The sequence below is a fragment of the Imperialibacter sp. genome (assembly GCF_040222385.1).
Taxonomy (GTDB): Bacteria; Bacteroidota; Bacteroidia; order Cytophagales; family Cyclobacteriaceae; genus Imperialibacter.
On sequence record NZ_JAVKDF010000020.1, the window covers coordinates 16,233 to 36,634 of the forward strand.

At 45.3% G+C, this 20,402-nt stretch carries 15 protein-coding genes; 8 read left to right on the forward strand and 7 right to left on the reverse strand.

The window, feature by feature from the left end:
- Positions 1-3: 3 nt before the first annotated feature.
- Entirely contained in the window at positions 4-819 is an 816-nt protein-coding gene (locus tag RIG68_RS06075; protein WP_350119898.1) for an ABC transporter permease, read from the reverse strand.
- Positions 812-2,122, reverse strand: coding sequence for a hypothetical protein (locus RIG68_RS06080; RefSeq protein ID WP_350119901.1), 1,311 nt, complete (start codon positions 2,120-2,122; stop codon positions 812-814). The genes RIG68_RS06075 and RIG68_RS06080 overlap by 8 nt, the downstream gene beginning before the upstream one ends.
- A 147-nt stretch (positions 2,123-2,269) precedes the next feature.
- Here RIG68_RS06080 and RIG68_RS06085 point away from each other — a divergent pair, with 147 nt between their 5' ends.
- Entirely contained in the window at positions 2,270-3,343 is a 1,074-nt protein-coding gene (locus RIG68_RS06085) for a glycosyltransferase family 4 protein (RefSeq protein ID WP_350119904.1), read from the forward strand.
- On the opposite strand, the gene RIG68_RS06090 is transcribed toward RIG68_RS06085, so the two are convergent.
- Both RIG68_RS06090 and RIG68_RS06095 read right to left on the reverse strand, forming a co-directional pair.
- Positions 3,329-3,907 (reverse strand): Uma2 family endonuclease, encoded by a 579-nt coding sequence (locus RIG68_RS06090; protein WP_350119906.1) that lies wholly within the window; start codon positions 3,905-3,907, stop codon positions 3,329-3,331. The two genes, RIG68_RS06085 and RIG68_RS06090, sit on opposite strands and share 15 nt — an antisense overlap.
- Positions 3,908-3,932: 25 nt before the next feature.
- Entirely contained in the window at positions 3,933-5,129 is a 1,197-nt protein-coding gene (locus RIG68_RS06095; RefSeq protein WP_350119909.1) for a tetratricopeptide repeat protein, read from the reverse strand.
- A gap of 105 nt (positions 5,130-5,234) precedes the next feature.
- Here RIG68_RS06095 and RIG68_RS06100 point away from each other — a divergent pair, with 105 nt between their 5' ends.
- Positions 5,235-5,882, forward strand: coding sequence for a hypothetical protein (locus RIG68_RS06100; protein WP_152001123.1), 648 nt, complete (start codon positions 5,235-5,237; stop codon positions 5,880-5,882).
- Between the two features lie 6 nt (positions 5,883-5,888).
- On the opposite strand, the gene RIG68_RS06105 is transcribed toward RIG68_RS06100, so the two are convergent.
- Positions 5,889-6,242, reverse strand: a complete 354-nt coding sequence (locus RIG68_RS06105) for a DUF4260 domain-containing protein (protein ID WP_350119912.1) — start codon at positions 6,240-6,242, stop codon at positions 5,889-5,891.
- A 220-nt stretch (positions 6,243-6,462) separates the two neighbouring features.
- Here RIG68_RS06105 and RIG68_RS06110 point away from each other — a divergent pair, with 220 nt between their 5' ends.
- Positions 6,463-9,414, forward strand: a complete 2,952-nt coding sequence (locus RIG68_RS06110) for a glycosyltransferase family 117 protein (protein WP_350119915.1) — start codon at positions 6,463-6,465, stop codon at positions 9,412-9,414.
- Positions 9,415-9,554: 140 nt separating this feature from the next.
- The gene (locus RIG68_RS06115) at positions 9,555-12,509 is read left to right on the forward strand and encodes a glycosyltransferase family 117 protein (protein WP_350119918.1); all 2,955 of its coding nucleotides are present in this window, start codon (positions 9,555-9,557) and stop codon (positions 12,507-12,509) included.
- Positions 12,510-12,537: 28 nt separating this feature from the next.
- On the opposite strand, the gene RIG68_RS06120 is transcribed toward RIG68_RS06115, so the two are convergent.
- Positions 12,538-13,311, reverse strand: a complete 774-nt coding sequence (locus tag RIG68_RS06120; RefSeq protein ID WP_350119920.1) for a class I SAM-dependent methyltransferase — start codon at positions 13,309-13,311, stop codon at positions 12,538-12,540.
- 113 nt (positions 13,312-13,424) lie between these two features.
- Here RIG68_RS06120 and RIG68_RS06125 point away from each other — a divergent pair, with 113 nt between their 5' ends.
- Together RIG68_RS06125 and rlmB are read left to right on the forward strand one after the other, a co-directional pair.
- Positions 13,425-14,639, forward strand: coding sequence for a GWxTD domain-containing protein (locus tag RIG68_RS06125; RefSeq protein ID WP_350119923.1), 1,215 nt, complete (start codon positions 13,425-13,427; stop codon positions 14,637-14,639).
- A 43-nt stretch (positions 14,640-14,682) separates the two neighbouring features.
- On the forward strand, positions 14,683-15,459 hold the full coding sequence (gene rlmB / locus RIG68_RS06130) for a 23S rRNA (guanosine(2251)-2'-O)-methyltransferase RlmB (RefSeq protein ID WP_350119925.1): 777 nt from the start codon (positions 14,683-14,685) through the stop codon (positions 15,457-15,459).
- A gap of 45 nt (positions 15,460-15,504) precedes the next feature.
- Here rlmB and RIG68_RS06135 read toward each other — a convergent pair whose 3' ends face one another.
- A complete protein-coding gene (locus RIG68_RS06135; RefSeq protein WP_350119927.1) occupies positions 15,505-16,593 on the reverse strand; it encodes a mannose-1-phosphate guanylyltransferase in 1,089 nt (362 codons plus the stop codon).
- Between the two features lie 229 nt (positions 16,594-16,822).
- Between RIG68_RS06135 and recQ the strand changes: the two genes are divergently transcribed.
- On the forward strand, positions 16,823-19,006 hold the full coding sequence (gene recQ, locus RIG68_RS06140; protein WP_350119930.1) for a DNA helicase RecQ: 2,184 nt from the start codon (positions 16,823-16,825) through the stop codon (positions 19,004-19,006).
- Between the two features lie 52 nt (positions 19,007-19,058).
- Positions 19,059-20,345 carry a phosphoribosylamine--glycine ligase gene (purD, locus tag RIG68_RS06145; RefSeq protein ID WP_350119933.1) on the forward strand — a complete coding sequence of 429 codons (1,287 nt, stop codon included), beginning with the start codon at positions 19,059-19,061 and terminating at the stop codon, positions 20,343-20,345.
- Positions 20,346-20,402 lie beyond the last annotated feature (57 nt).

The following is a 20,402-nucleotide window of genomic DNA, read 5'->3' on the forward strand; positions in this document are numbered from 1 at the left end:
TAACTAAACCAGATCAGCCATCACCCGCTCCACTTTCTTAAAATAGACAATGCCTGCCACAAAAACTATAAATGCAAGCCCAAGCGATAAATACGAATAGACAGTAGGGGATGATCCGTCTAACAGGCACCACCGAAACAATTCTATTACGCCTGCCATCGGATTTGAATAGTATATCCAAAAGTATTTTTCAGGTACCAAACGGGCAGGGTATGCCACAGGTGTGGCATACAGACCAAATTGCACCAAAAAAGGTACCACGTGCTGAAAATCTCTGAACCTTATTGAAAGAGCACTCAGCCAAACACCTACTCCAAGCGACACTATGACAAGGCTTAAAAAACAGAATGGAAAAAAAACAAATTGAGACGGTGGTACGTAACCGTACCAAAGCATTAACAACAAAACCATTAGTAGGGTTATGCCATAATCTATCAAGCCCACCAGTGCTTTTGACAATGGAATTATCAGCCTCGGAAAATATATCTTCTTGATCATCTCCTGTGCTCCAATAATCGATCCCCCTGACTGACTCAAAACGTAGGAAAAATATGTCCAGCAACTCATCCCAACAAGGGCAAAAAGCGGGTAGGGTATGCCACCTGTATCGACGTTGATTGCCTTGCCAAAAATGAGTGTGAAAATGAGAAGAGTAGCAAGGGGTTGAATAAATGCCCATATAAACCCGAGGTAAGTCTGAGCATATCTAACCTTGACATCCCGTAAAGCAAGAACGTAGAATAAATCTCTGAAATCCTTCAATTCTTTGAATGACGGCCAAAAAATCTTGTCGCTAGCATTGATGATAATCTTATGCATATCTAAGTTTACCCTCTTTGTTTAAGGAAGTATAAAATATCAGGGCTGTAGCATAAAAAGGAATCATCGGTATCTTATACCTCACTAGTGACCCAAAATTGAAGGTGGATACCCCGACAGCAAATGCGAAAATAAGAGAAAACGAAATACAAAAAAGAATAAGTGGGTGTTGAACAAGGGGTGCTACCGAGAACCTCTTTTGCCCTAGAATGTAAACGGTTAGAAACAAAAGAACGAAACTCTCAACTGCAGATAGCAGCATCAACGGATTTGAAACTTCCCAAAAGTACGGCCTGAATAAAGTAACGTTAATAGCCGCAGGGATCAACCTGATCATGCTACCCCATGAGCCATCAAGTTCTCCCAGAGTATATGTGGAACCTGCGTCTTTACCAGTCCAGTAGGCGATGTCATAAGCGGTGATTTGAGCAGTCTCCGGAATTTGTTGAAGACTATATTTTGGATCGATTTCGCCAAGCTTTCCGGCACCTGCCACCAACACTAAACCTACAACTGTAATTACAAATGGAGCGGCGATAAATTTGATGACGCTATTTTCGACCCCTTTAAGGTTTTTTGATACATAGTAAATGGCGCAAGCAGGAAGCATTGCCATTACAATATAAACCTTAATTTGAACCAATAGGAAAGCGCCAACAAACATTATAAAAAGATTCCAAAAGTTGCCCTCTTTGCTCAGCAGCCTGTCAAAGGCGACGAAAAACCAACAAATCGCTCCAAGAGTTATGGTGTCTTTCATTAGGCCCGATCCCCAGAAAATCAGGGATGGAAAGAACAATATAGCCAGAGCCAGCATCCGAGAATAGCCGTTGATTTTTTTATTTAAATGCACAAAAAGGGCCCAAAGACCACTGAAGCTCAAAATGGCAAAAAAAAGGGCTATTGACGTATAAGTATTAAAGGAAAACAGACCAAAAAAAGCGGCTATTCTACATATCAAGTAAGAAGCACTGTCGCTGTACCAATACATTCTAAAAATGTATTGTGCAGTTTCTCCGGACATAATATCGGGTTTAAATATCAAGCCTAGTCCGGCAGCTGGATTTTCCAGAAACACCTCCCATATTACTTTGGAATGATAGTAGTAGTTAAACGTATCTCCGCCGTTGTAATAAAACTGATACACCAACCCCAAAGCTATCGCCCCGACAAACTTTACCGTCAACCCGGGAATGAAATACTTGCGGGTGTCCCTATTAGTCACTTTGGGCCTGATCCAGTATGCAAGAGCATACAGGAGGATGAGGTAAATAGGTGTGACAATAAGGTCTTGGAGGCCCATAAAAGTTGATTACAGGTCGCAAATTACTAATTATATCGGAACACCTGCGCTTCACAGGCTCCTGTTAAAGCAGCATTTCGATGAATAACTGTCAATTGGGGATAAGCAAGGTTTTATCATAAGGTAATCTTGCACTAATTTCACCAAGTGAAAATACTTTTTCTCTTTCCCTATCCTTTAGAGCAAGCACCGTCGCAACGCTTTCGGTTCGAACAGTACTTTGCAGCGTTGCTTAAGACGGGGTATTCTATCGACAGCCAGTCTTTTTGGGGGGAATACTACTGGAAGGTGCTATACAAAAAGGGCAACACACTGCAAAAAGTGTGGGGGCTACTCAATGGATTCGGTCGACGCTTCAAGGTACTTAGTCAGTTGCCGTCCGCCGATTTCGTTTTTATTCACCGGGAGCTGACACCGCTGGGGCCGCCTATCTTCGAATGGCTCATCGCCAAAGTTTTCAGGAAGCAGGTCATTTTTGACTTCGATGATGCCATTTGGCTGCCCAATACAAGCGAAAGCAACAAAATCGCCGGCTGGCTAAAATGGCATTCAAAAACAGGGAACATCTGCCAATGGTCGTGGAAAGTTTCTGTGGGAAACTCTTACCTGGCCAACTATGCGAAGCAGTTCAATGACAACGTCGTGATCAACCCCACTACCATCGACACAGAGCATCACCACCGAATCCATAAAAAAACAAAGCCCACCAACGACCCTATCGTTATTGGCTGGACGGGCAGCCACTCCACTCTCCCCTACCTCGACATGCTTTGGTCAGTGCTTGAGGAACTTGCCAAAGATCAAAAATTCTCTTTTCGGGTAATCTCCAACCAGCCACCCCTTGTAACCTACCCATGGCTCGAGTTTACGCCCTGGAACAAAGACACAGAAATAGGCGATCTGGCAGTCATCGACATTGGCGTAATGCCACTCACAGACGACAAATGGAGCCAGGGCAAATGCGGTTTCAAAGCTTTGCAATACATGGCGCTGGAGATCCCAACCATCGCCTCACCTGTTGGAGTCAACGTAGATATTATCGAAAATGGTAACAATGGTTTGTTAGCAGCATCCACAGGGGACTGGTTGGTATCGTTGAAGGAGACGTTAACCAATGAAGGCCTGCGTAAAAAATTAGGAGAAGCGGGAAGAAAAACGGTAGAGGATCGCTACTCCATCAAGGCAAACACTCAAAATTTTCTTGATCTATTCAGTAAATAACTCTTCGAGTGGAATAACCAGTCCAGGAAATAATCTACTTTCTAAGATTTCATCATTCTTAAGGATGGACAAAAGATAAAATCTCCCGTTTTCGTCCAGAACAAACACACGAACATCCTCACCTTCAGGATCAACTACCCAATACTCCTTCACCTCAAATTTCTGATAAAGGAGTAATTTCTCAGACATGTCCTTTTTTGAAGTGGAAGGAGAAAGAATCTCCACCACCAGATCGGGTGCCCCTATAGCGCCCTTCTCATCAAGTTTGTTTTTGTCGCAAAAAACAGACAGATCGGGTTGAACAACGTTTTCAACTAGTTCTTCTTGAGAATAGTCCTCGGATAGGCGAACATCAAAGGGCGACGCATAGACCTCACATTTTTTATTCCTCAAAAAATTTTGGAGGTGGAAATGGATGGTTCCGCTGATTTTTTGATGCCTCCTGCTCGGAGCAGGACTCATATTGTAAGGCATCCCATCAATAATCTCCCACCTTTCACCGTCGGGCCAGGTGAGGTAATCAGCATAAGTGACTTTTTTGGTTTTATAAATAGGGAGAGCCATGATTAAATTTACCTGTTTTTCTTATTTAATCCATCTCCTTCAAATTCTTTTTGGCGACTTCCCATGCCCGGTCTTTTCGGCCTGCCAGCCGCTTGACTTCTTTGTAGTATTCCTTTGCCTCTTTTTGATTGTTTTCCTTTTCGGCTATTTCTCCAAGTGCCAGCAGAGAATACAGGTTATAGCCCATTTGCTGGGTTTCATTCTTGGAACTAAACCTCACCGCTTCTTTGTAAAACTTTTTGGCATTCGGGTAGTCTTTTCTCGTTTGGTAAATCTGCCCCAGAAAAAAAGCAGCGTAGCGGCCACTGTTTTCCTCATAGCCGTCATACCGCTGGTAATACTTATCTATTATCTCCAGAGACGTCTTCTCGCAAAGCTGATAGTCGCCAGTGCCATACAAGAGCCGGGAATAGTAGCGATGAAAGTATGGGTTGTCAGGAAACGTTTGGTGCAAATATTCTGCTACCTGCAAAGCTTCATACATGTTTTTTCCTTCGCTGGATAAAATCCGCATGAGGAAATACTGAGCTTCGGTTCGGGTGTAAAAAGCATTCCTGGATACTTCTTTCAGCTGTGTAATGCCATCATCTTTATCCCCCTTGTCGAAAAACAACATAATAGGCTTCAGCAGAGGATAGTTCTCCGGCACCCAAACGGAGTAGTAGTTGTACAAAGCGTCGCCAAAAAGTATTTCGGGACTGAGGTCCTCCTGCCCACGGCATTCTTCAAGATAAGCAAGGGCGTTCTTACCTGCCACAGCCGCCTTTGTCCACTTTTTCCGTTCTGAAAGTAACCTTCCCTGAAACGAATAGGTAGCAGACAGAAAAAAAGCGCCTTCAACCTTATTCACTTCCTTGTAAAGCCGCTCGGAAAGCACCAGAGCGGTGTCCATGTAAGCATAAAACTTTTTATCGTATTGCTCATTTTCAATATTGGGCACAATCTTCCACCATTCGGACAGCCCCATCAAGAAATAGGGCAGCGGATGCCAACCATACTTTTGCTTCAGCCACCTGAATTGCTTCTCGGCTGTCGCAAAATGAAAGTTGTACATATTGTTGAGCGCCTCGGTGGCGTCAAGCTGCACCTTGATGTCGTTAATCAGCAGTGTACTTGCCACATCCACAGTATCCGCCTTCACTTCTCCCACATTTATGCTTTGAGAAGATGACCGGTCCGCAAGGCCGACTGACAACAATAAAGTGATAATGATGAACCTCATAGTTTGGTGGAGTGCCAAAAGTCTGCCAATTTTCAAATTGAATATTTAAGATAACAACGAATCAACGGCAAACCCGTTCTCTGAATTGTAAATTTTTCCATTGATATGCAACTTTCCAAAGAAAGACGACAAGAACTTCTCGACGAATGGTTTTCATTTGGCACGGGACAGCTGTTTGCTGTCATCTGTGTTGTCACGTTGATACTGCTTTTTATCAAAAAAAGTTTCATCGAAGGAGAGTTAGCCGCATTCGAGATTCTACAGGAGCGGGGTGAGATGGGATTTTTCCACGCCTTAAGTGCAGTGCAGTACCTCACCGTTCCGCTAGTTTACGCCTGGAAGTTTACCGTCACCGCATTTATCCTCTATGTGGGCGGCTTTATGTTTGGCTACAAGCTCACTTTTAAAGACATGTGGCGGCTGGTTTTGGCAGCAGAACTTGTCTTTTTTATTCCCGAGCTTATCAAAATCGCCTGGTTTCTGGTAGTAAACACCGATCCTACCTATCAGGAAATTGGCGCTTTCTATCCGCTCTCCTTGATGAACCTGTTCGATTTTGAGTCACTGGCACCCCGCTGGCATTATCCTCTCAAGGCACTCAACCTCTTTGAAGTTGTCTACTGGATTGCGCTAGCCGCAGGTGTATATGTCATCTCAGGGAAGCAGAGGAAAAACAGTATCATCATAGTGGCAACATCGTATGTGCTTTGGTTTTTTCTTTGGATTGGCTTCTACCTGATTATCTATAAGTAGTCGGAACTATTTTTTACCTATCCACCCAAGGTGGGTATGTTTGAAATCGTCAGCATACTTTAGCCCATAGCCAAAAACCCTGTCCATGGCACTATGGCCAAATAAAAGAAGCCCTGCGAACATCCATTCAGGTGATGAAATTACAAAGCCTGCTACAAAGCAAGCCACAGCTACCCCTTTATGATGTGCTAAGTTGTAAAAGACAGCACCAATTTTAGTATTGAACAAATAGCCTATCATACTTACATCTGGTGCAAGCAGCCAGGCAAAGAACAGCCACCAGGCGTAGTCCAGATAAATAGCGCCTAAAAAGGCGGCAATAAACATTGCTGCTTCCTCAAGGTTGAGTAGTGATTTCATTCTTCACAGTTGTTTAAATCTAATACCGGTTACTTTACGCCACATACGCATTAGTAAAGAGCAGGGTTTTTGGTGCAAAAATTATATAAAACGCAAAAAGGCAGTTCGTTACGACAAACATTTTATTAAGGGTTCAAATAATATGAAAAGATACAAAATAGAGGCAACCCTGCGTTCATAAACAGAGTCTTAAGCTTATATGTAAAACCAGCTTTTGAGCATGAAGAACTTTAAACTGATCAACAACCTGACCGGTTGGGCGGTATTTTTTGTTGCGCTCACAGTTTATGCCCTCACATTAGAACCGACGGCCAGTTTCTGGGACTGTGGGGAATTTATAGCTGCCAGCTACAAGTTGCAGATTCCACACCCTCCCGGGCCACCCTTTTTTCTGCTGCTCGGTCGCTTTTTTACGTTTTTGGCATTAGGCGACACCGAGCAGATCGCATTTTGGGTGAACATGATGAGTGCAGTGAGCAGCGCTCTGGCAGTAATGTTTCTTTACTGGAGCATCGTGCTCCTGGCCTCCAAGATCCTCAAGGCTGAGCATTTTGACCTTCAAAGCAAAGACGCACTTGTGTTGATGGGCTCCGGGGTAACAGGGTCACTCGCTTTCGCCTTCTCCGACACCTTTTGGTTTTCGGCAGTGGAAGCGGAAGTGTACGCCATGTCTATGTTCTTTACAGCAGTAGCGTTTTGGGCTATTCTCAGGTGGGATGCATTAGAAAATGCATCACTCTCCAACAAGTGGCTACTATTCATTGCCTACCTGATGGGCCTTTCCATTGGGGTGCACCCAATGAACCTGCTCACGATTCCATCTCTGGCACTCATCTATTACTTTAAGAATTACACTTTCTCCTGGAAAGGGCTTGCCGTTACAATTGTTTCGAGCGGGATAGGTATTCTATTCGTTATGTTTGGATTCCGGGTCGGCGTGATGAGCCTCCTCACCAAGTTCGAAATATTCTTCGTCAACTCTCTCAAGCTTGGCTTTGGCAGCGGCGCTGCCTTCGGCATGGTCATTATAACAGCAAGCATTCTGCTGGCGGTCTATTTTACGCAAAAAAAGGGGCTGGTGGGGCTCAACACACTTGCACTTTGTATCAGCTTTCTCATTATCGGCTATTCTTCTTTTGGGATACTCACTATTCGCTCGTCACAAAACCCACTGATCGACATGTGGAACCCCGAGAACCTGCCCAATTTTGTAGGTTATCTGGACATGAAGCAGTACGGAACCAGGCCTCTATTGTACGGCAACTACTATGACGCAAAGCTGATTGATCAACAGCATGGTGATCCGGTTTATCAAAAAGGGGAAACTGCTTATGAAATAGAGGACTACGATTATAACCTGACCTACGACCCAACCAGAACGACAGTTCTCCCAAGGCTTTGGAGCCAAAGAGATCGGCACCCTGAGGTCTACCAGCAAATTTTGGGCTTGCAGCCTGGGCAAAAGCCAAATTTCGCAGACAACCTCAAGTACCTGTTTACTTACCAGCTGGGGCACATGTACATGAGGTACTTTATGTGGAATTTTGCCGGCAGGGAAAGCGATCAGCAAGATGCTGGTTTCGTCGCCCTCACATCTTCAGTGGCTCCTTCAATGGAAGGGAATCATGCCAGGAACAGCTTTCTCATGCTGCCATTGATACTAGGGCTTGTGGGCTTATTTTTCAATTATAAGAAGAATCTGCAATCATTTTCTGTTGTCGGCGTGTTGTTCTTCATCACAGGAGTGGGTTTAGTTTTATACCTCAATTCCCCCCCATCAGAACCAAGAGAAAGGGACTACATCTATGTGGCGTCGTTCTTTGCTTTCTGCATTTGGATTGGCCTTGGAGCATTCGCATTCCTCCGCCAGTCGCAGCAATTTTTCGCAGAACGAAAGTTGGCCCTGGCCATGGCCTGGTTTGCTACACTCATGGTGCCTGGCATTATGATTATGCAGGGCTGGGATGACCACGATCGCTCCGGCAGGTACTACTCGGTTGATATGGCAAAAAATTATCTGGTTGGGTGTGAGCCAAATGGCATTCTATTTACCGGTGGCGACAACGACACTTACCCGCTATGGTATGCGCAGGATGTGGAAGGCGTGAGAACTGATATGAGGGTAATAGTTGGCACGCTCTTTAGTGCCGACTGGAACATTGACATGATGAAAAGGAAAGCCTACGAATCGGAGCCCCTGCCCTTTTCTATTGAAAAAACCCTCTACAAGCAGGGAGGCCCGATCGACTACGTGCCCGTAGTAGAAAACCCTAACCTGAAGGGCGAAGCTATTAATCTGATACAATACCTCAATCTGCTGAAGAAAAAGCACCCGGCCATTATGGTGGAAACAAGAACAGGGTCAAGTCTCGCTTCCATACCTTCAAAGTTGATTCGGCTACCTGTTAACAAAGAAGATGTATTGGCCAGGCACCTGGTACCCGACACCATGACCCAATATATTCCTGATTTTATCACTTTTGAAGTTACGGGGAATGGTCTTCAAAAAAGTGAAATCATGTTGCTCGACCTGATCGCCTCCAACAACTGGGAGCGGCCCATCTATTTCACTCATACTGCCCTGAGCTTGCTGCCATTTGATCTCAATAAGTACGTTGTACAGGAAGGGATGGCCTACAAATTGCTTCCGGTTGAAAATCCTGAGAGTGACAGCCATTTGGTCAATAGCCAGGTAATGTTTGCCAACATGACGGAGACTTACTCCTGGCGAAACCTCAACAATCCTGATATCAACTATTCATCGTACTACCAAAAGCAACTGATGAACTCCCGCATGGGCTTCAACTCGCTGGCTGAAACCCTCATGCTGGAAGGAAAAAATGATCAGGCGCTCGAAGCACTTTACAAAAGCCTCAGCGCCATTCCTGACGACACTATTCCTTACGATATTTCGGCCGTAGAAACGACCGGACTGCTCATGGCACTCAACGACAGTGACACTGCGCTGGCCATTGGCAAAACCCTGGTAAAAAGAGCCGACAGGGAGCTCAGCTATTATTCTTCAACTCTGAAGCAGGATGCTTTTGAGGTCAGAAAGAACCTATTTGTGCTCGATAGACTCCAGCGGATACTTAAAGCCTATGGTTTTAATGAAGATGCATTAAAAACCGAAGGCATTTTCAGAAAGCATTACTCGCATTTCGAGGGATAATAATCTCCCAATTTGATTTAGAGGCTCGCTACCCTTTTGTTTAGGTGGCAAGCCTTTTCTTCTCCCCCTCAATATTATAGGTATCCATAAGGCAGATAGCTTATTAATTACTATTTTCGCCCGAATAAAAAATTAATAGAATGAATTATATAAAGGTGAATAACCTTATCGGTTGGTTCGTTTTTGCCATTGCCACCCTCGTTTATTGGCTAACTGTTGAGCCCACCGCCAGCTTCTGGGACTGTGGAGAATTTATCGCAGTTTCGTATAAACTCGAAGTGCCTCATCCCCCTGGAGCACCTCTCTTCTTGTTGATAGGGCGGTTCTTCAGTCTGTTCGCCCTGGGTGATGTGGAAAGAGTGGCTTATTGGATCAATATCTCAAGTGTGCTGAGCAGCGGGTTTTCCATTTTGTTTCTTTTTTGGACTATCACAGCTCTCGCCAACAAGCTAATGGGATTGAAGCCTGGCCAGGGCACCGACGACCAAAACTGGTCGATTATTGCAGCCGGACTTGTAGGCAGTCTTGCGTACACCTTTTCGGACTCCTTCTGGTTTTCGGCTGTTGAAGCTGAGGTTTACGCTATTTCATCCTTCTTTACCGCCTTCGTTGTGTGGGCTATCCTCAAGTGGGAGCAAATTGATGACGACAGGCACAGAAATCGCTGGTTCCTGCTACTTGCTTACACCGTTGGTCTTTCCATCGGCATTCACCTTTTGAACCTTGTGGCTATTCCAGCCCTTGGACTTATCGTGTACTTCAAGTATTACAAGGAGGTGACCACAAAAGGCGTGCTGACCACATTAGCACTTAGTGGTGCGATCATTCTTATCATCATGGCGGGTGTTATCCCAGGCCTGCCAAGCCTTGCCTTCTCCTTTGAGCTTTTCTTTGTGAACTCGCTTGGTTTACCATTCAAGTCAGGCATCATAGTTTTCGTCCTTCTTTTCCTCGGTGCCCTCATTTATGGTATCATTTACTCCGAGAAAAAAGAGAAGGTCATACTCAACACATCTCTTCTGGCCTTTGCTTTCATTTTGATTGGTTATTCTTCCTACACCGTTGTTCTTATCAGGTCGAATTACAATCCACCGATTGACGAGAATAACCCTGAAAACGTAAACACCTTCGTTTCTTACCTCAAAAGAGAACAGTATGGTGATCGTCCTCTTTTCTTTGGTCAGTACTTTACTACTGAGCTTCAGGAACAGAAAAAAGGAGCCCCTGTGTATGCCAAGGGAGAAACTGAATACGATATTATTGACTACAAGGTAGATGCCATCTACGACAAGACTGGCATGACCATTCTTCCAAGGATGTACAGCTCCAGCGCTGAGCATGCAAAGCGCTATAGAGAAATTACCGGCCTGAGAGCGGGACAGAAGCCTACCTTTGGAGACAACCTGTACTTCATGTTCAAATACCAGCTTGGTCACATGTACATGAGGTATTTCATGTGGAATTTTGCCGGACGTGAAAGCGATGTGCAGGATGCCAGTTGGACCTCGCCTGCTGATGCCTTTGAGAAGGTGCCCTGGGAACTTGAAAACAACAAAGGTCGGAATAACTACTTGTTTGTCCCGCTTATTCTCGGCCTGATAGGCTTCTTCTATCAATACAGAAAAGACCAAAAGAACTTTAGTGTGATGCTGCTGCTGTTCTTCCTGACGGGAGCTGCACTCGTGCTTTACCTCAACTCCCCGCCATCTGAGCCAAGAGAAAGGGACTACATTTATGTCGGCTCGTTCTATGTGTTCTCGATTTGGATTGGGTTTGCTGTGCTCGCAATTAGCGATCTGTTCCAGAGGTTCATTGCCAATAAGAAAGCGGCCATTGCCACGTCTCTCGTTATCTGTTTAAGTTGCCCGGCTATTATGGCCAGCGAAAACTGGGACGACCATGACAGATCGGATCGCTACTTCTCTGTGGACACTGCCAGAAATTTCCTGGCCAGCTGTGCCCCCAATGCCATTCTCTTCACAGGAGGAGACAACGACACTTTCCCGCTTTGGTATGTGCAGGAGGTGGAAGGCTTCCGTACCGACGTGCGGGTAGTGGTGCTAAGCTACTTCAACACCGACTGGTACATCGATCAAATGATGCGACAGGCCTATGAATCTGAGCCATTCCCATTCTCACTGACCAGCAAAGACTACCGCCAGGGCGGCTTGAACGACTTTGTGGTCGTAATGGAAAGAGAGAATATCAAAGGCGCTATTAGCCTGGAACAGTATATGAAGCTGGTGCGTGAAGGGAATCCTGCGCTCAGGGTAGCAACCTCCATCAGCGCCTACAACTCCATTCCTTCCAAAAGCGTGTATCTGAACGTTGATTCTGCCAACGTAATGTCAAAAGGAATTATTCCTTCCACACTACAAGACTACATGGTTCCAAGAATGGTATTCAACATCAAAGACAGAGTGCTGGAAAAGAAAGACCTGGCTATTCTGGATATCATACTGACCAACAAATGGGAGCGCCCTATTTATTTCAACAACACCTCGTTAGCCAGCGTCAACATAGACATCAGGCGGTATGCGGTGCAGGAAGGCAATGCTTACCGATTGCTCCCTGTCGAAAACCCTGACAACCAGGAAACTTTCGTAGATGTAGACATTATGTACGACAACATGATGAATAACTTCTACTGGAGAGGTCTTCAGGATCCGAGCATTTACTATACCGAAGACTACAGGAATTTTGTTCTTAACCATAGAGCAAGTTTCAACACGTTGGCTGAATCTCTCCTGATGGTAGACGATACTGAAAGATCCAGAAACGCACTTCTGAAATCTCTTGAGGTAATGCCCGACTCAGTGGTTCCCTATGATCACTTTACTGTGAGAATGGTGAGCCTGTTGATGGAGGTAGGCGAAGAAGAAAAAGCCAAGGAGATAGCGGCAACAATGAGTGTGAGAGCTGATGAAATGCTCACCTACATGTTCGACAATTTGATCGCCGATTCCTTTACGGTGCAAAAGAACCTTATCGTACTCAACGAGTTAGCGAGAGTTTTCCGGGCCTATGAAGATCCTGAGCTGGGAAAAACATACGAAGAGCTCTTCCGAAAACACTACGGAATGATGAACAACTAATGAAAAGCCCCAGAACATGGGGCTTTTTTTATTTCCTCAAAATCAGGAATAAATCAAGGGACGTATCGGCGTTGTCCGACACCAGGTAATCATCGTGGGAAATGGATGACACCAGGCTGTCGGATGCCTTTTGCAGGTTATTCCGGTTAAGCCTGTTCAGCAAATCATAGGGAATCCGCAGCATCCAGGCAGGCAATCGATACTGTAAATTGAGCACATCAAACCTTGTGATCCTTTTCACGGAGGCTCTGTTTTTGTCGTGGTAATCCATCACCTTTTCGCTTCCGGCAATTCCCTTCATTTCTACATTGGGAAAATACTTTTTTGCCAAATCGGTTAATTCCTGTGCTGTATACTCCCGGATATGCCATGGATTTCTGGTCAGTGTCAGCTTGATGTTGGGCGTAGTGAGCAACGCCACCCCCCCGGGCTTTAGCACCCTGGCCATTTCTTTCAAAAACAGCTCGTCATCCGTTATATGCTCTATTACCTGAAAGGTTACAATGCTGTCGAATGCATTGTCTTCAAGGCCGCTAAATGGAGGAAATACAGCTTGCCTGAAATCACCCTTAGGGTTTTCTTTTTGAAGCTTCTCTACAATCTCTCCGATTTTGTCGAGGGCAGTATATTTCTCCACTAGGGGCATGAGCTCTTTCACTCCACGTCCCTCGCCGCATCCCAATTCCAGCATGTTCCCCTTCACATAGTCTTTGGCAACTATGTAGGGTTTCAAAAGTCGCTGGTGTATCGGATTGTCTGAAAGTATCTCTGCTGAGGTAATTTCCGTAGTATAAACTGCCATGAAGATTCAGTTCGGATTGCTTTTCGGCTTCAAAGTAAGATAAAATTATACTTTCGGTTCAAGTTTTTTAGTTACTTGGTTGTTATATGCTAAACATTCCCACGCATTTCAGTATGAACAAGGTTCAAAGCACCCTATTTTGTTTATTTGTCATTTCCCTATCGTTAGCAGGGCCTGACGTACACAGTCAGTCAATCAATAGTTTCAACCTTTCCTATACCTACAACCCTTCCGGGCCTATTCAATTCAAATATCGTTTGGTTAAATCCGACCCGGGCTACAAAGTTTACTTTCAACTGAATCTTCCGGCCTACGACACCATTGGCAATTACGAGTTAAAAACTTTTTACCGAAGCTCGTATTCGGACTCCTCTGCCTTCAATGAGACAACCCACAATTGGGCTGACCTTACCGACGTTTCAGCCTATCCGCAGCTTGCAGGAAAGCTGGCTTTCCTGCCCTCAGAAGGTCAAAATGTAATTGTCTTTCACGTCAAAAGGCCAAGTACGCAGAAGTCGTTCTTTTTCGATGTAGCGCTGGAGGGCGACAACATGTTTACTCCCGATGGGATAACCCCTGTTGATAAAAATGGCATGCCGGTCTTAAAGTCTTTTTTCAGTCCAAGAGATTCGATCTCTTTGACGGCCGAAGACACGGCTCAGCTTTATGGGTTTTACTATAACATGGATTTTGAAGAAGCAAAGCCACCCATGGTTATTGACACTATTTCAGGAGGCAAAACAATGGAAATTGATAGCTCATTTATGATGAGAGCGGGTTACTTCTCCGCAACCAAGCCGGGTCTCTACCTGTTTCAAACCGATTCCAGTTCAGGTTCAGCCTTGTCTTTGCGATTAGCACCTTTTTACTACCCGAAGTTTGTTTCAGTAGACGAAATCATCGGCACGCTTCGCTACATAAGCTCCAAAGAAGAGTATAACAAGCTGGTTTCATCCAAAACCAGAAAGAAGGCGCTTGACAATTTCTTGCTCGATATTTCAGGCAGTCAGGATCGGGCAAAACGGATCATGCAGAACTATTTCACCCGAGTGGCTGAAGCGAACTTGTTGTTTACAGGGTTCAAAGAAGGCTGGAAAACTGATGCTGGCATGATCTACATTATCTTTGGCCATCCCGATGTGGTTGAAAAGAATGACGTGGGAGAAGTTTGGACCTACCTCAAAATGGAAGACAAATCTGACCTTAAGTTTGAGTTTATGAGGGTCAAAAATATTTTCACCCCTGGCTACCTTACTTTAATTCGTAAGGACGATTATGACAGATATTGGTTTCGCTTCGTAGATTTGTGGCGCAAAGGAAGAATTTAAACTGTTCTTCGGCCTGCGGGGTCGCAGAACTAACAAGCATCAGGTGATAAGAAAATACCCTCAACAGCGAAGACCGAACCCTTCCGACATGATCTATGGCACCAGGGCGGTGATAGAAGCCATCAAGGCCGACAAACAAATCGACAAAATTTTCATCCAGAAAAATGTTAAAAATGAGCTCACCAATGAGCTCATCAAGCTACTGATTGAAAACGGGATTGTTTTTCAGAACGTACCCGGAGAGAGGCTTGACCGCCTAACCGGCAAAAACCACCAAGGCGTCATCGCCTTTGTCTCGCCCATCGAGTTTGCCGACCTGCACAGGGTTGTATCGTTCATCTTCGACCAGGGAAAGGATGGCTTGATCGTGCTGATTGACCGGGTGACGGACGTAAGAAACTTTGGCGCCATCGTACGAACTGCCGAATCCGCCGGGGCCGACACGATTGTTATCCCTTCCAAAGGCAGCGCTCAAATCGGCAGCGATGCTGTGAAAACATCGGCCGGGGCTCTTAACCACCTTCCCATTTGCAAAGTCAACGACTTCGAAGAGTCGGTCAAATACCTCAAAGAGTCGGGCTTCCATGTGGTGGCGTGCACAGAGAAAACCGACCAGCTATACTCAGAGGCCGACCTTACCGGTCCTGTGGCGCTCATTATGGGTTCTGAAGAGGATGGCATTTCTGACAGCGTGCTTGAAATGGCTGATACGAAAGTGAAAATACCTATGCAGGGCAAAATTGAATCGCTGAATGTTTCGGTGGCTGCCGGTATTTTTCTTTTCGAGGTGGTAAGACAAAGAATGGCAGCCTTGAAGTAGACTGCCATCCCAAAAATTTCCAAGAAACTGTCGTCGGCTGGGCCCTCAGAGGAGCTCCTCTCCTTTTTTGTTTTTCACATCGTTTACAAACTCTCTGAATTTTGCTTCCTGGTCTTTTTTAACAATCATGAGCACATCCTCAAAATCTGCAACGAGGTAGCCTTCGAGGTCTTGTAGAATAACCAGCTTGCTCTTGTCTGTTTTGACAATATTGCTGTGACTATCGTAAGAAAGTAGCTCTGCTCCCATCACAATATTCTCCTTGTCTTCCTTTTTTAGGTTGTCGTACAAAGAGCCCCATGAGCCAAGGTCCGACCATGCAAAATCACCGAGCACCACATAGACATCCTGCGCCTTTTCCATGATGCCATAGTCAATGGATATGTTTCTGCATTGCGTGTAGGCCTTGTCGATGTACTGCTGCTCGGTGTCGGTGTAATAATGCTCCATACCATCATCAAAGGCCTCAGCCATTTCGGGCAAGCTATTCTCATATTCCTTGATGATAGTAGACGTTTTCCAAATAAAAATCCCCGCATTCCAGACAAAATCGCCACTTTCCAGAAACTTCTTCGCCCATTCCAATTCAGGCTTTTCCGTGAATGTTTTAACCTTCCTGGCTGCGCCAAATTTCTCCTCCGAATATTGAATATAGCCATAGCCGGTTTCCGGCTTTGTTGGCTTAATGCCTATTGTAACCAGGTTGCCTTCTTTCTGAGCAGCGGCTATCCCGTCTTCTACCGTAGCGATGAACTTGTCTTCATTAAAAATTGCGTGGTCTGCCGGCGTGATTACCACTGTTGCATCAGGGTTTTTCTTGTGGATTTTATAGCACGCATACGCCACGCACGGAGCGGTATTTCTTCGGGCCGGCTCAAGCAGTATTTGATCCTGCTGGAGGTCAGGCAATTGTTCCTTTACTAATTCAGCGTATTGTTGATTAGTGACGATCAATATGTTATCTTTGCCCGCCGTTTGCAGGAACCGGTTGTAGGTCATTTGTAAAAGTGACTGACCAGTACCAAATATGTCAAGAAATTGTTTTGGGCGCTTGTTTCTGCTATAGGGCCAAAACCTACTCCCTACGCCACCGGCCATAATTATTACAAAAGTTTGACTGCTGTTTCTGTCCATTGCTTAGCTAAAACGTATTTCGTTGCAAATATAGGCTTTAAATACGGTCAGCAAAGGTCGTGGAATCATTAAAGAGCATGATGACGTTGTCATAAAACGACTGTGAGTGACGCCCATCACATCTTATAACTGATATTTGGAAAGTGAGAGTGTCATTTGAATTAAAATTAGTATATTCAATTGCTCAGCTAACTGTGTGTAAAAGCTGAAAAAGAAATTGCAGAGCCATATGATTGCGAGCCTGGAGGAACAATTAAAAGATAAGTTAAAAGAAGTTTTTGGGTACAGCAGTTTTCGAGGCACCCAGGAAGCGATCATCAAAAATATACTTGACGGACGGAATACCTTCGTCATCATGCCAACCGGTGCTGGCAAATCACTTTGTTACCAGCTGCCAGCCCTGATTCTTGATGGTGCAGCCATTGTTATCTCACCTCTTATTGCCCTGATGAAAAATCAGGTCGATCAGCTGAATGCGGTGGGCGTCAATGCCCAGTTTCTCAACTCTACGTTGACCAAGACGGAAATGAACAGGGTAAAGAGAGAAACCCTGAGCGGAGAGGTGCAACTACTTTATGTGGCACCTGAGTCTCTTACCAAAGAGGAAAACATTGAGTTTCTCAAAAAGGCAAACATTTCTTTTGCCGCAATTGACGAGGCTCATTGTATCTCGGAGTGGGGCCATGACTTCAGGCCTGAGTACCGAAGAATCAAGCAGATTCTGGCTCAGATCAGCAACATGCCTGTGATTGCACTGACTGCCACCGCTACTCCGAAGGTGCAAATTGATATTCAGAAGAACCTTCAAATGGAAGAGGCCGATATTTTTAAGTCTTCTTTCAACAGAGAAAATCTATACTACGAGGTTCGCCCGAAGCAGCACACCAAAAAGCAACTGGTAAAGTTTGTAAAGTCGCAGAAAGGCAAATCTGGCATCGTGTACTGCCTGAGCCGAAAGAAAGTTGAAGAAATAGCCAACTTGCTTCAGGTGAATGATGTGAAAGCTGCTCCTTATCACGCCGGCCTTGATGCTGCAGTACGAATAAAGAATCAGGACGACTTCCTGAACGAAGAAGTAGATGTTATTGTGGCTACCATTGCCTTTGGCATGGGCATCGACAAGCCGGATGTTCGCTTTGTCGTGCATTATGACACTCCAAAATCATTGGAGGGATACTATCAGGAAACTGGCCGTGCCGGAAGAGATGGCCTTGAGGGTAACTGTATCATGTTCTACAGTTACAACGACATCATTAAGCTTGAAAAATTCAATAAGGACAAAACCGTTACTGAAAGAGACAACGCCAGAGTGCTGCTTGATGAAATGGTGTCCTATGCTGAGTCGTCACTTTGCAGAAGAAAGCAACTGCTTCACTACTTTGGCGAAAGCTACGACCATGATTGTGGTTTTTGCGACAACTGCCTTAAGCCGAGGGAAAAGTTCGAAGGTGAGGAGTACGTTCAATGGGTGCTGAGAGCGGCGATGGAAACCGGCGAAAGATTCAACCTGGCACACCTGGTCGACGTGGTGAAAGGTACACCTTCACAATATGTAAAGAGCTACGGCCATGATGCGTTGTCCATTTTTGGCAAAGGAAAAGAACTGGAAGAAAGCCTCATCAAATCTGTGGTTCGCCAGTCTTTGTTACTGGAGTTTCTTGAGAAAGACATCGAAAATATTGGCGTGTTGAAAGTAACCGCCAAGGGCAAGGACTTTATTGTTGACCCATTTGCTATCAAGCTCTCAAAAGACCACGAATACGACGTGGAAGTGACCGAGGAAGAAGAGGATGCAGAAAAAGTGCCTACCACAACCAAGGCCTATGACGAGGCGCTCTTCGAAATGCTTAGAAATCTTCGGAAGAAGGTTGCGAAGCAAATGGACCTGCCACCATATGTCGTTTTTCAGGATCCTTCCCTTGAGGAAATGGCCACTATCTACCCCACCACCAAAGACGAGCTTGCCCAGATCAACGGAGTTGGTATGGGCAAGGTGGCAAAGTTTGGCAAGCCTTTTCTCGAAACAATAGCCAAATATGTTGAAGAAAACGATATTGAAACTGCTTCGGATGTAGTAGTTAAATCAGCGGGACAGAAGTCGAAAATAAAAATCTTCATCATACAGCAAATTGACCGCAAGGTAGATTTGGAAGAGATTGCCGAAGCCAAGAGCATGGCCATGGAGGAGATCATCAACGAAATTGAACACATCTGCTATTCAGGCACCAAGCTCAACCTTGAGTATTATATCGACCAGGTACTGGACGAAGACAGGCAAGACGACATCATCGACTATTTTATGAGCGCTGAAACAGACAGCATAGCCGTTGCGCTGGAAGAGCTGGGCGACGACTATTCAGAGGAAGAGCTAAGACTTGTCCGTATAAAATTCCTTTCAGAATACGCCAATTAATTGGTGCATCGCCTCCTCCTTCTTAAGTTTGTCGGCTAAACAATTCATCACTATGAACATAGCCGTCATTGGTTCAGGAGGAAGAGAACACGCACTTTCATGGAAAATTTCTCAAAGCCCGAAGTGTGATAATCTCTTTATCGTACCAGGCAACGCCGGCACTTTATCGGTTGGCACCAATGTCTCGCTTTCCACCACCGACTTTCCTGCGATAGCCGAATGGGCACTGAAGGAGAAAATAGAACTGATCATCGTTGGCCCTGAAGAACCCCTTGTAAAAGGCTTTCGGGATTACTTCGAAATAAGAAAAGACCTTGCTCACATAGCCATTGTGGGCCCAGGAGCTGCTGGCGCAGCGCTTGAAGGCAGCAAGGATGTTTCCAAGCAGTTTATGCTGAAACACGGCATTCCCACCGCCAGAGCGAAAACCATTATCGCCGACAACCTTTCCGAGGGCTTCCAGTTTCTCGATTCCCTTCAACCTCCCTATGTACTAAAAGCAGACGGACTGGCCGCAGGCAAGGGTGTAATCATCACAAGCAACCTGGCGGAAGCGAAAGACAGGCTCAGGTTCATGATTGAAGAGGCCGAATTTGGCGAAGCCAGCAGAAAAGTGCTGATAGAAGAGTTTCTGGATGGTATCGAGCTTTCGGTTTTTGTGCTGACCGACGGAAAAGACTATATCATTCTGCCTGAGGCTAAGGACTATAAAAGAATTGGTGATGGCGATACCGGCCCAAACACAGGTGGTATGGGAGCCGTTTCCCCAGTGCCGTTTGCTCCAGGCGAGTTTTTGAAAAAGGTGGAGGAAAAGGTAGTGAAGCCAACTGTTGACGGGCTGAGGAAAGACAAAATTGACTACAGGGGCTTTATTTTCATTGGTTTGATGAACGTAGGCGGTGACCCGTATGTGATCGAATACAACGTGAGAATGGGCGACCCCGAGACCCAGGTGGTTATTCCGCGGATCAAATCAGATCTTGTTGACTTGCTGTTGGCCACAGGACAGGGCAAGCTAAAAGGCCAATCGTTTGAAGTCAGACCTGATTTTGCAACGACGGTGGTGATGGTGGCAGGAGGTTATCCTTCAGGATATGTGAAAGGAAAGCCGATTACTGGCTTGACTGGTAAATACGACTCGGAAGTGTTCCATGCCGGCACAAAAGTCTCCGGCGACGACGTTGTTACCAATGGCGGCAGGGTGTTGGCCATTACCAGCTTTGGGAGCTCGATTCAGGAAGCAGTTAGCAAAAGTTATAAAACGATAGATAGTATTACATGGGATCAGGCCAATTTCAGAAAGGATATCGGTCAGGATCTGGTAAAGTACAATGGATAGCAGGCATTGTTAGCACCTGATGGTTTTGAAATTATTTTTATATTTGAGAAGAGCTAA